Source organism: Dyadobacter flavalbus, assembly GCF_006149045.1.
Lineage (GTDB): Bacteria > Bacteroidota > Bacteroidia > Cytophagales > Spirosomataceae > Dyadobacter > Dyadobacter flavalbus.
The window spans coordinates 49,025-61,448 of record NZ_VBSN01000076.1; the positions used below are offsets into that span (position 1 = coordinate 49,025).

Consider the following 12,424-nt stretch of genomic DNA (forward strand, 5'->3'; position numbering starts at 1 on the left):
ACTTCATTTAAGTAAATTGCTGAAGATCAGTTTAGATTAACATTTTTATGATAATCCGAACAACTCACAGCTAATTGCCGGCAGCTTCTCGTAAAAACCGTTTTATCTTCTTCTGTTCCATTCCACCGTTCTGTAACCTACCAAAAGATCGGCTCGGCCGGCCTGTGGACGGTGATAAACCAGAATGTCGTAATCGTTTTCTGTGGGTGCGTAATTGCCTTCAATGTAGGCTTCATCCGGTTTTGCACCCGCTTCTTTCACCATCGTATAGTCATAATTGATCACACCTTGTTTCAGCATGATTTCCACTTCATAAGCATTTGTAGCCGGATTGTAAGTCATCCGGTTGCGGTCGTTCAGCTGCCAGAGATTAAAAGCGCCGTTTACATAAAATTCTGTGCCGGGCTCCTCCGGAATGTGCAGGTTAAAGAGTACCGGCGTATAATCGGCCTCAATGCTGCCCCGTCCGGATTCCCTTTGATCCACAACATACTGGCCGTTAAAATCATCAATCTGAATGTAAGAACCGTTTGAGCGGAATTTGTCGGGAAAAAGGATCAGCCTTGTGAATTCATCCGTTCTTTCAATTTCCGTAATCCCGTATCCGCGTCCGGTCAGCGAACGGCTGTCGAAGTAGCGGAATTCATTGCCGCCGGGAAACGTATTTTCAAGGTCAAAAAAGGCATATTCAAGAAGCTGGTCAAACGGCCTTACATTAGTTGGCTTGAATCCCGTACGGATCTGGTCCCAGCGGAAGTTCTTTCTTATAAATACCTTCAGGTCGGTCTGCGGCGCATTCAGCGGATAACCTTTGTAATCGATATTAAAATCAATCTGCTGATCTGTAAACTGCTGCTGGATACCTTGTGAGAAGCGCGCTTTCGCATCAATATTTACCCTGTTTTCATACAGCATAAACCGCCGGCTCAGAACGACTTTCCGTCCGCGCTCGGCATATACATAAACTACATAATTGCCGGATAATTTCAGTTTGGGCAATTCAAGCCGGTAATGAAAATACGGCACTTTGGTGCTGAAAGACTGTTCGGAACTGTGAATCGGATATTCATTATATTCAAAAGTAAACTCGATGTCATTCAGGTTGGATTTGCTCCAGTCCGCATTGCAATGAATGATTTTCGCACGATACCCTTCAAACTGACCGGAAAGATCATCGAATTCAAGAACGAGCGGAGCGTCGCTGTTCAGCGGTTTGATCGCCGGCGTTAAAAGACGTGCAGGATTTTCCGGATCCTCAAGGGCGGGATAAAGCAATACCGTTCTGATTTGCTCATTGTAAATGTGATCTTCGAGACGGACATTTTGTGCATTTGTAAATGATGCTAGTAAACACGACAGTACACAAAACAGAAGTAATAAACGCATAACAGTTTTTTAAGATATTAACGTTACTATTGAATGAAAGGTACGTATTGTTAGGAAAAGGTATTTGATGACAATTAATTATTTTTGTATTAACAGCTACGTATAAATGTCCGCACAACCTATTAAAATGTATTCAGAAAAAGAATATCTCGAACTGGAAAGGGAAGCCCCTTACAAAAGCGAATTTTACCGTGGTGAAATTTTTGCAATGGCCGGCGCCGGACATAATCATAACCGCATTGTAGAAAACCTGTCTGGCGAATGTTATATCATGTTCAAAGGCAAATCCTGCAGAACTTATTCCAGTGACCAGCGGCTGCATATTCCTGAAAACGGCATTTACACGTATCCCGACCTGATAATTGTATGCGGTAAAAATGAATATCTGGATGCAAAAAAAGATACGATCCTGAATCCAAGCGTCATTATCGAGGTGCTTTCCGAAAGTACTGCCGCCTATGACCGGGGTGAGAAATTTCATTTTTACCGCAGCATTCCTTCGTTGTCGGAATATGTTCTGATCAATTCACAATCCGTAGCGGCCGAGGTTTTCAGGAAAAATGAACAGGGAATTTGGTTCCTGGCTTCCGAGGCTTACCATATTGATGAAAGTATCCGTTTGCAAAGCGTAGATTTAAGTCTGAAACTGTCGGATATTTATGCTGAAGCAGAGGATTTGATCAACAGCTGATAAAATATAACTATTGGGCATACAGTAAAAAAGGAGATCGCCGGATCTCCTTTTTTACTTAGTTTATTTACCTGCAAGCTCGTCAACTTCAAGCATGAGGTTCTCCCACGTCTCGGTACTTTGTTGCAGCTTCTTTTTGATGTCTGAATAAGAAAAGTTCAGTTCGGCAAGCGCAGCATTGTCATTGTAGATTTTCGGATCGGCGAGTTTCGTTTCCGTCTCTGTTTTCTTTATTTCAAGATTTTCAATACTTGCTTCCAGTTCTTCAATCTGCTTCTGTACTTTTTTCAGTTTCTGGGCATCTTCATTGGAAACTGGCTTTCCGTTACTTTTCTGAGGATTACTGTTTGCCGCCGGCTGCTGATTGCTCTTCACCTGCGGCGGCGCGCTGCTCACCACTGCTTTTTCACTGACAGCAGACTGCAATCCGCGTTCTTCCACCCAGATCTCATATTCTTCATAGGTTCCCGGATATTCTTTTATCTTGTGATCTTCAATATACCATATTTTGTTGGCTATGTTTTCGACGAAATAACGGTCGTGGGAAACAACAATGTAACTGCCTTCATACTGCTGCAATGCCTGAATAAGGATATTCACCGATTGCATGTCAAGGTGGTTTGTAGGCTCATCCAGAAGCAGGAAATTGGCTTGTGAAAGCAACACTTTGGCTAATGCAACTCTGGACTTTTCACCTCCTGAAAGCACTTTGATTTTCTTGAACACGTCATCGCCTGAAAAAAGGAAGCAGCCAAGAACCGTTCTCAGTTCAGTTTCTGTTTTGTTCGGATTGGCGTATTTAAGCTCTTCGATCAGGTTATGGTTAATATTCAGCGATTCCAGCTGATGCTGTGCATAGAATGTAAAAGATACATTATGCCCGAGTCTTCTTTTCCCTTCAATGGGCTCCGTTCCGGCAACAACGCGCAGAACCGTTGACTTTCCACGGCCGTTGGCCCCGATCAGCGCAATCTTGTCGCCCCGCTCCATGCTGATGTTCGTGCTGTCCAGAATAACTTTGTCGCCGTAAGCCTTGGACGCATCTTCCAGCTGGAAAACATGCCTTCCCGGCTGTGTTGTGAACTGAAAGCGGAAATGGACTTTTGCATTTTCATCCACTACCTGATCCACAACTTCCATTTTGTCCAGCGCTTTTACACGGCTCTGAACCTGACGGGATTTTGTTGCTTTTGCTTTGAAACGCTCAATGAAACGCTCCGTCTGACGGATTTTAGCCTGCTGGTTTTCATATGCACCGCGCTGGATTTCATTGCGTTCTTCTTTTTCCTCCAGATAGTAAGAATAGTTTCCGGCGTAATAATTCAGCTTGCCGCCTGAAACTTCCACCGTTGTATCAATGGTATTATCCAGAAACTGCCTGTCGTGAGAAACCACAATAACCGCGCCTTCGTAACTCTGCACGTATTTTTCCACCCATTGAATAGAAGGCAAGTCAAGGTGGTTGGTCGGTTCATCGAGCATCAGCAGCGAAGGCTTTTGCAAAAGCAGCTTGGCAAGCATGACCCGCATGCGCCATCCTCCTGAAAACAGTCGCAGCGGCCGGTGAAGGTCATCGGTCGAAAATCCCAGACCTTCCAGAATGGCTTCCGCTTTGGACTGGATGGTATAACCGTCCAGCGCGTCAAATTCATCCTGAACTTTCGCCAGTTTGTCAACAAGTGCATCCGTGTAGTTATGCTCCATATCATGCAGGATCTTGTCAATCTGAATCTGAAGTAGATTCTGGCGTTCAAACGCCTGCATGGCTACAGAAAGAATCGAATCGTCACTTTGGTAGGAAAGCAGATCCTGATTCAAAAATCCTATGGTGCAGTCGCCTGCTTTGGAAATATTTCCGCCGTCCGGCTGAAATTCCCCGTTTATCATTCTGAGAAGCGTTGACTTTCCCGTGCCGTTCAGGCCGATAAGGCCGATTTTCTGTTTGGGCTTGATATGCAGCGAAGCACCGTCATAAAGTGCACGGTCGCCAAGAAAGTAACTGAGGTTTGTAATCGCGATCATGCTGCAAAGGTACGGCGAAAGATGGAGATAGTAAAAGTGTAATTGTTGGAATAGTTATAAAGACATACGCATGGCGCAGTATTTGTAAGTTTTAATGTAAATTTGATATATGAACAATCTGTTTCCCATATTCCTGAAACTTGAAAACCTGCATACGCTCATTGTCGGAGGCGGTTATGTCGGCCTGGAAAAGCTGACGGCTGTCCTGGACAATTCGCCAATGGCAAAAGTCACTTTGGTTTCGCCCGAAATCAGGCAGGAAATCCTGGATATGGCTGAACGGAATTCTCGGATTAATTTAATCTTGCGCAAATTTGAAGACGAAGACCTTTCGGCAAAAGACCTTGTAATTGTGGCAACGAATGACAAGGAAGAAAACAAAAGGATGTGGGAACTGGCACGGACAAGGCACATTCTGACCAATGTGGCCGATACGCCTGCCATTTGCGATTTTTATCTTTCGTCCGTTGTCCGGAAAGGTAACCTGAAAGTGGCGATTTCAACCAACGGCATGTCACCGACTTTTGCCAAACGCCTGAAAGAAGTGCTCGGCGATGCGCTTCCGGATAATCTGGATACGGCTATGGAGCAGCTTAAAGCCGTCAGGGATATGCTGAAAGGAGATTTTGCCCACAAAGTAGAAGAACTTAACCGCATTACAGCCGTGCTGACTACAAAGAACAACGGCGAATAAATGCTTTCCGGATTCCGGCCGAAAAAACCAGAGTTCAATTTCAGGAAGTTTATAAATGCTTGAAATATTGTAAAATACACTTGCTGCCGGCACAATAATCCGGGGTTTTGCATTGTTTTACATTAAAACCGACGCCGGTTTCCAGCCTCTCCGCATCCGTAATTTATTCTGCTTAATACCGTCGTTACCAACTACGGTCATTTTGTTTTTTTGTGTAAATGCTTTTGAAAAGATATATCGACATTCCTGTTAAAATACTTTTCGTTTTTTACCTTGATAATTCGTATTATTGAATTCATGATTATTTAAAGCCCGTTAATTCAGAGTCAGACTTATACTTACTTTATATGGATGTTTTTTATCGGATCAGTGGCCTGAATCGGCTTCTAGTGCTGTGTTTAAGTTTAATTCTCCTGCATCTTTCTTATTCCTCATTTTCATTGCCTTTGGCAGCTATTGATGTAAAAGGCGTTGTCAGAAGCGGTTCCGGCGAATTACTGATCGGTTCTACAATCCGTGTGAAAGGAACGCAGCAAGGAACGGTCACCAATGAAAAAGGTGAATTTGTGCTTACGGATGTGAATGAAGGTGCCACGCTGGTTATAACAATGATCGGGTTTTTGCCGAAAGAAGTTAAAGCTGCCAGAAACATGAGTATCGAGCTTGCAGAAGATGCGGTCGGCCTTCAGGATGTTGTCGTAACGGGTTTTCAGCAAATTGACAAGGATAAATTTACCGGCTCGGCCGTCACGCTTAAAACAGACGATGTTAAAATCGACGGTCTGCCGGATGTAAGCCGCATGCTGGAAGGCCGTGCTGCGGGTGTTTCCATTCAGAATGTTTCAGGTACTTTCGGCGCTGCTCCGAAAGTAAGGATCAGAGGCGCCACTTCACTGAACGGCGACAACAAGCCTTTGTGGGTTGTGGACGGCGTTGTGCTGGAAGATATCGTGAATATTTCCAATGACCAGCTTTCCAGCGGCGATCCGACTACTTTGCTCGGTTCTGCCGTTGCAGGTATCAATCCCAATGACATTGAAACCTTTGATATCCTGAAAGATGCGGCAGCGGCAGCGTTGTATGGTGCACGTGCCATGAACGGCGTGATTGTAATTACAACCAAGCGCGGTAAAAGCGGCAAGCCGGTTATTACTTATTCCGGCAATTTCAGCACGCAGCTGACGCCTTCTTACAGGAACTTCAATATTATGAATTCGGCCCAGCAAATGTCTGTTCTGGGCGAGCTGGAAAGAAAAGGTTATCTGACTTCTTCCGTTCTGTCCAAGCCGGATTACGGCGTTTACGGCAAATATTACAATTCCGTGACCGGTGATGACGAGGGAAATTTTCCGGTAGCGAACACGCCGGAAGCAAAAAGGGATTTCCTGCTCAGATACGCCAGAGCCAACACAGACTGGTTTGATGTGCTTTTCAAACAGAACTTCATTCAGGAGCATTCGGTGAGTGTTTCCTTTGGTACGGATAAATCAAACTCCTATTTTTCAACAAGTTATCTGGATGATAATGGCTGGACGATTGCCGATAAGGTAAAAAGGTATACGCTCAACTTTAAAAATACCTACAACCTTTCAGATAAAATCACATTGGTGACTTCCACGCTTGCATCGGTAAGAAGGCAGCAGGTGCCGGGTTCGTTAAGCCGCAGAAGCAACCCGGTAGAAGGGAAATTTGACAGGGACTTTGATATAAACCCGTTCAGTTATGCACTGAATACAAGCCGTACGCTTACTGCGTACGATGAGAACGGCAACCTTGAATTTTTCAGAAGAAATTTCGCTCCTTTCAATATTGTTCATGAACTGGCAAATAACAAGATCAACCTGAATCTGGCAGATATCAAATTACAGGGTGAATTGTCCTACAAAATTACGGATCATTTGACCTACGATTTTCTGGGTGCATTGCGCTACACACAGACCGGGCGCGAACATATTATTACAGAAAATTCAAACATGGCAAATGCATACCGCGCTGCCGATAACTCAACCATTGCACTAGCCAACAAATACCTTTATACAGATCCCGACGTGCCTAATGCCTACCCGATTGTCGTATTGCCGAGCGGCGGTTTTTACAACCGGACTGAAGATCAGATGTTGTTTTACAATGTTCGTAACAATTTGAGGTTCAATCAGACTTTTGCGGCAAGGCATGCGGTTAACTTACTTGCGGGCTCCGAAATAAAATATACAAACCGGCAGAATTCCAACAATACAGGCTACGGATTTCAGTATGAGCAGGGCGGAACGCCGTTTGTGGATTACAGGATTTTAAAGCAAACCATTGAAAGCAATTTTCAGTATTATGGAATGAAAATGGATTACGAACGTTTTGCCGCATTTTACGGAAGTGCCGGTTATACGCTCGATGACAAGTACAACTTTACAGGCTATATCCGCTATGACGGTTCCAACGGATTCGGGAAATCGGCGAGGGCTCGCTGGCTGCCAACTTACACCGTTGCGGGATCGTGGAATTTTGACCGTGAAAATTTCTTCAAGAATTTCAAATGGCTGAGTATGGGCCGTCTTCGTGCAAGCTATGGACTTTCTGCGGATACCGGCCCGGCAACCAATACGGCCGCATTGTTCCAGAGTATCATTACGAGAAGGCCGTATACCGACGAAAAAGAATCGGCTACGCAACTGGCATCGCTTGAAAACACGGAGCTTACGTGGGAAAAACTTTACAGCGGCAACGTAGGTGTGGATCTTGGATTTCTTGCCAATCGCATCAATCTTTCGGTAGACGGCTACATCAGGAACAGCTTTGACCTGATTGACAGAATCAAAACGTCAGGCATCGGCGGGCAGATTTACAAGGTTGCAAATTATGCCGATATGGAGTCGCATGGTGTGGATGTTTCCCTGGACGGAGTGCTTTTCAAAAGCAAAGACTGGGATTTCCGTTCCAGAGTCACGGTCGGTTATGCCAGAACGCTGATTACACATGTCGATAACAATCCGAATATTTTTGAGCTTGTGAAGGCAGAAGGCGCCAATGTGCAGGGCAAGCCGGTAAGAGGGTTGTTTTCAATTGATTTCAGATCGCTTGACCCGAAAACAGGCGTTCCGATATTTGTGAACGAGACCGGAGAAGTCAATTCGGATGTATATCTTCAGGACCAGAATGTGAATTATCTGAAATATGAAGGCCCGGTTGATCCGCCCATTACCGGCGGTTTCAATAATACGCTGACATACAAGGATTTTACACTGAATGTGTTTCTGACTTATCAGGCCGGAAACAGGATCAGGCTGAATCCTTTATACAAAGGTTCGACGCTAAGCAGCAATTCGTTCAGCGATCTGGATGCCATGCCGAAGGAATTTCTGGACAGGTGGGTTATGGCCGGTGATGAAGCCAGCACAACCATGCCATCCATCAGTGACATGCTTCAGCAGCAGTATCTTACCGGAACTTATCCGTACAATATTTACAACTACTCAACCGAACGTGTTGCCAAGGGCGACTTCATCCGTCTGAAATCGGTTTCATTACTGTACCGGGTTCCTTTGCCGGTTGCGGTAAAGGCAGGTTTCAAGGCCGCAAGCATTCAGCTGTCGTCCATTAATCCATGGCTGATTTATGCGGACAAAAAGCTGAAAGGACAGGACCCCGAATTTTTTAATTCCGGCGGCGTTGCCCAGCCGATCCAGAAACAGTTTACCGTAGCCATCAAACTGACGTTATAAAAGTGCATAAGCCGGGAATGTTGAAGTTCAGAATGATTTTATGTATCCGCGAAATATGAAAAGCCTATTTTACAAGAAATTTCTACTGATTATACCCGTACTGATTTTTTCAGGCTGCGATGAATTCCTGTCTACAGAACCGGATAGCACGCGGGCAACGATCAGCACGCCGCAGCAGGTTTCACAATTACTCACAACCGCTTATCCGCAGGCCAATTACATTGTGTTTGCAGAAGCCATGAGTGACAATGTCGGGGATAAAGGAGTAGGCGAGGACGATAAGACGAACCTTGCATCGTATATTTTTCAGGAAGTGGAAGCAACCGTGGACGATTCGGACTCTCCCGACTTGTACTGGGCAGAATGCTACCGTGCCATTTCGGTTGCCAATCAGGCGCTTCAGATTATTGAGACTTCCGACGATCCTTCCCGGTTTTCGGCGCAAAGGGGAGAAGCACTTCTTGCAAGAGCTTACGCCCATTTTATGCTGGTTACTTTTTTCAGCAAGTTTTACGATCCGGCACAGCCGAACACCAATCCGGGGATTCCTTATGTAACGGAGCCGGAAACAGTCGTAATCAAGAAATACGAAAGAAAAACAGTAGCTTACGTGTATGAAATGATAGAAAAAGACCTGCTGGAAGGATTGCCTCTGATCAGCGACGGTTCTTATTCCGTTCTCAAATATCATTTTAACCGTGCAGCTTCCTATGCATTTGCCACCCGTTTTTATCTGGTTAAAAAAGATTATGCAAAAGTACTGCAGTATGCCAATCAGGTTTTTTCGGAAGGCAGTATTGCCGATTATCTGAGGCCGTGGAACACAACTTACTCCTCTATGTCGCCGGAGGAATTATTCAATACTTACTCACGTGCCAGCGAAAATGCCAATTTGTTACTGATTGAAACGGCTTCCACCTATGCCCGCTTTGTTGCCAATTACCGATATGGACTAACTTATGCAAAATGGCTGGAAATATCTTCCGGCGAAGGCGTTATTGCAGGATCGGCAAATCTGATTTATCCGTTGTATTACCGCGGCGATAACAACTATTTTATTCCGAAACTGAAGGAGTACTTTGTACGTGAATCGGTAAATGCTGAAATTGGGCTTCCGTATGTGATGCTGCCGGCTTTTACAGCAGAAGAAGTTTTGTTCAACCGTGCAGAAGCCAATGCATATCTGGGCAATACAGCGGCTGCTCTTGCTGACCTGAATGTGTTTGCAAGTAAAAGGGTAAGCAATTACAACGCCTCAAAACATGTAATTACAACGGCAAGTATCCGCAGCTTTTTCGGGACTTCCAACGTAAGGCAGGGATTGGTCAATACAGTACTTGCGCTGAAAAGGATTGAATTTGTGCAGGAAGGAATGCGGTGGTTTGATATTCAGCGACATGGTATTGAGGTGGAGCATGAAACTGTTTTCGGAGCAGTGATTACGGTTCCGGCCAACGATCCGAGGCGTGTTTTACAGATTCCGCAATCCGCAACCATTTCAGGAATTGCACAGAACGACAGATAACATTTTGAAACTTTACGATATGATCATTAATAAAATACCGGGATTTTTTCTTGCCGTGCTGCTGATGAGTGTTTTGCTGAGCGGCTGCAAAGAAGAGGAAATAGGCGAAGTGGATGATATATCCGGACTTGGCGGCAACGAATGGGTTAAGGGCCCGCTGGACAAATGGATACTGGACAGTCTGGTTACGCCTTACAACATTTCAGCCAAATACAAATGGGACCAGTTTGAATTCGGCAACATTACAAAAAACCTCGTGCCGCCGGATGAAGCACAGGTGGTACCGTTGTTAAGTTCCATTAAAAGGGGATGGGCCGCTCCTTACGTTGAAGAAGCCGGAAAAGTGTTTTTTAACAAATACTCGCCCAAGTTCTTCATTCTTTCGGGAAGTAATGAATACAATACAAACGGAACCATAACGCTGGGAACTGCCGAAGGCGGACGCAAGGTGATTTTGTACGGCGTAAATCTTTTCAAGGTAAAAGGAATGACCGGATATGATGCGGCAAGAGATTCATCTTTTGTTAAGCAATGGTTTTTTCAAACGATACATCATGAATTCGGCCATATTCTGCATCAGACGGTTCTGTATCCTGTAGAGTATAAAAGTGTAAGTGCCGGCGTATATCAGGGCGGAAACTGGATCAACTGGGACGATGCATATGCACGGAGAAACGGGTTTATTACCGCTTACAGCTCTTCCAGCTTTGACGAGGATTTTGTTGAAATGATTGCCATCATGCTGATTGAAGGCAAAGCCGGTTTTGATAAAATAGTAAACAGCATTCCGGAAGGAACCAGTGAACAGGGTATAACCCGCGCTCAGGCACAGGCTGCGCTGAGGCAAAAAGAAGCCATTGTTGTGGCATATTATAAAAATACGTGGAAGATAGATTTTTACAGCCTTCAGGCCAAGGTCAGGAAATCCATGAACTCGCTTTTTTAACAGAAATATCAAACCAGTTTTTGCAAGCTATTCCAATTACAAAATTATTCCGGATGAAAAAGTCCATATTATACCTGCTGTTTCTGAGTGCTGCTTTCCTGTCATGCGAAAACAAGGACGATACCGTTTTTGAAGAAACAGCGGACGTTCGCATCAATGCTGCTCTTGCATCTTATGAAAAACAGCTGGTGGAAGCGCCGTATGGATGGAATGCCGTGGTTTATCCGGCACTCGGAGGTAGTTATGGCTTTTATTTCAAATTTGACGACAAGAACCGCGTGGTGATGTATTCGGATTTCAGCAATGAAGCGGCGGCAACTTCCAAGGAAAGCAGTTACCGGCTGAAAGCCTTGCAAACACCCACTTTGATTTTTGACACGTATTCGTATCTGCATGTGCTTGCAGACCCCGATCCGGAGGCAAATAATGGTGTAACCGGAGTTGGGCTTGGTGCCGATTTTGAGTTTAGCATTTTTCCGGATTCTGTGAAAACGGATGTAATTTCACTGGTCGGAAGAAAAAACCAGAGCCGGCTTGTGCTGACAAAAGCCACGCAGGAACAATCGGCTGCATACCTGAAAGGTGATCTTGCAAAAGGATTGTTGTTTAATAATATAGAAAAATATCAGACTTATTTCAAGCGTGTGACACTAGGCGGCGTAACGTATGAAATATCAGCCAACCCTATTGACAGAACAATGAAGCTGACATGGCTGGACGGCAATGCGCCCAAGACTTTTACAACCAATTATTATTATACATCCTCGGGTGTTGCTTTTGTTTCTCCGCTGACGAACGGTTCACAAACTATAACCGGTTTCAGTAATATAACATGGAATGCAGCCACTCTTCAGCTCGGCGTTTCGGCCGGCGGTTCTACGGCCATTGTACAAAGTGCTCCAAAACCCTTGTCAGTTGATGCAGGCGCTGCAAAAAGATGGTGGCAGTCCCCGATAGAATCGGGAGGTGAATGGCGGTCTGACAGTGCATTTCACGTAAACGGAGCGGATGATGCATACAATGTCAGTACATTGAAAGTGGATCAGGGATTTTATGTGTTTTATGTTTATCAGCCGGGAATCAATGCTAAATATGACTTGTTCGGACCTGCATTTGTAGTGGGTAATGCATTGACACTAGAATACGCCGATGCGCCGGCGACGCCAACCTTTGCAGCTGACGGCAGAATAATTTTCACCAAATACGGCACATTCGGGGAGTTTCCGAAAACGGGGCCGGCTGTAAGTACATCCAATTTGCTGTTTGATACCAGCGGCTATTACATGGTTCAGACCTCGGCAACAACTTATGATATGGTAAGTGCCAAAGACGCCAAATCCTGGATAAGCTGGTACAGATAATCATTTGTAAAAGGTATTACAACAAAAAATCACTTCTTTACGGAAGTGATTTTTTGTTGTTCAGTAGATTGTTTAAAACGCAG

General features: G+C 44.8%; 8 protein-coding genes. 6 read left to right on the forward strand and 2 right to left on the reverse strand.

Features of this window, described 5'->3' with window-relative positions; genetic code table 11:
* Positions 1-102: 102 nt before the first annotated feature.
* Positions 103-1,386, reverse strand: coding sequence for a type IX secretion system plug protein (locus tag FEM33_RS25495; RefSeq protein ID WP_139014798.1), 1,284 nt, complete (start codon positions 1,384-1,386; stop codon positions 103-105).
* Positions 1,387-1,513: 127 nt separating this feature from the next.
* Here FEM33_RS25495 and FEM33_RS25500 point away from each other — a divergent pair, with 127 nt between their 5' ends.
* A complete protein-coding gene (locus tag FEM33_RS25500; protein ID WP_229214420.1) occupies positions 1,514-2,077 on the forward strand; it encodes a Uma2 family endonuclease in 564 nt (187 codons plus the stop codon).
* Positions 2,078-2,140: 63 nt separating this feature from the next.
* Here the strand turns inward: FEM33_RS25500 and FEM33_RS25505 are convergent, their stop codons facing one another.
* Positions 2,141-4,099: an ABC-F family ATP-binding cassette domain-containing protein gene (locus tag FEM33_RS25505; protein WP_139014800.1), complete on the reverse strand. Its 1,959-nt coding sequence runs from the start codon at positions 4,097-4,099 to the stop codon at positions 2,141-2,143.
* Between the two features lie 109 nt (positions 4,100-4,208).
* On the opposite strand from FEM33_RS25505, the gene FEM33_RS25510 reads away from it, so the two are divergent.
* The 5 genes from FEM33_RS25510 (at position 4,209) to FEM33_RS25530 (ending at position 12,341) form a co-directional block, all read left to right on the forward strand.
* Positions 4,209-4,793, forward strand: coding sequence for a precorrin-2 dehydrogenase/sirohydrochlorin ferrochelatase family protein (locus tag FEM33_RS25510; RefSeq protein WP_139014801.1), 585 nt, complete (start codon positions 4,209-4,211; stop codon positions 4,791-4,793).
* Between the two features lie 446 nt (positions 4,794-5,239).
* Positions 5,240-8,509 (forward strand): SusC/RagA family TonB-linked outer membrane protein, encoded by a 3,270-nt coding sequence (locus FEM33_RS25515; protein ID WP_229214421.1) that lies wholly within the window; start codon positions 5,240-5,242, stop codon positions 8,507-8,509.
* 55 nt (positions 8,510-8,564) lie between these two features.
* Complete coding sequence (locus tag FEM33_RS25520) at positions 8,565-10,034, forward strand: RagB/SusD family nutrient uptake outer membrane protein (RefSeq protein WP_139014803.1); 1,470 nt, start codon at positions 8,565-8,567, stop codon at positions 10,032-10,034.
* A 19-nt stretch (positions 10,035-10,053) separates the two neighbouring features.
* Positions 10,054-10,980, forward strand: coding sequence for a zinc-binding metallopeptidase (locus FEM33_RS25525; RefSeq protein WP_139014804.1), 927 nt, complete (start codon positions 10,054-10,056; stop codon positions 10,978-10,980).
* Between the two features lie 53 nt (positions 10,981-11,033).
* Positions 11,034-12,341 (forward strand): DUF4302 domain-containing protein, encoded by a 1,308-nt coding sequence (locus tag FEM33_RS25530; protein WP_139014805.1) that lies wholly within the window; start codon positions 11,034-11,036, stop codon positions 12,339-12,341.
* The last annotated feature ends 83 nt before the right edge of the window (positions 12,342-12,424 follow it).

Excerpts from the sequence above, each read along its gene's own strand:
- FEM33_RS25495 (WP_139014798.1), bottom strand. The coding sequence starts at position 1,386 with ATGCGTTTATTACTTCTGTTTTGTGTACTGTCGTGTTTACTAGCATCA.
- FEM33_RS25500 (WP_229214420.1), top strand. The coding sequence starts at position 1,514 with ATGTATTCAGAAAAAGAATATCTCGAACTGGAAAGGGAAGCCCCTTAC.
- FEM33_RS25505 (WP_139014800.1), bottom strand. The coding sequence starts at position 4,099 with ATGATCGCGATTACAAACCTCAGTTACTTTCTTGGCGACCGTGCACTT.
- FEM33_RS25510 (WP_139014801.1), top strand. The coding sequence starts at position 4,209 with ATGAACAATCTGTTTCCCATATTCCTGAAACTTGAAAACCTGCATACG.
- FEM33_RS25520 (WP_139014803.1), top strand. The coding sequence starts at position 8,565 with ATGAAAAGCCTATTTTACAAGAAATTTCTACTGATTATACCCGTACTG.
- FEM33_RS25525 (WP_139014804.1), top strand. The coding sequence starts at position 10,054 with ATGATCATTAATAAAATACCGGGATTTTTTCTTGCCGTGCTGCTGATG.
- FEM33_RS25530 (WP_139014805.1), top strand. The coding sequence starts at position 11,034 with ATGAAAAAGTCCATATTATACCTGCTGTTTCTGAGTGCTGCTTTCCTG.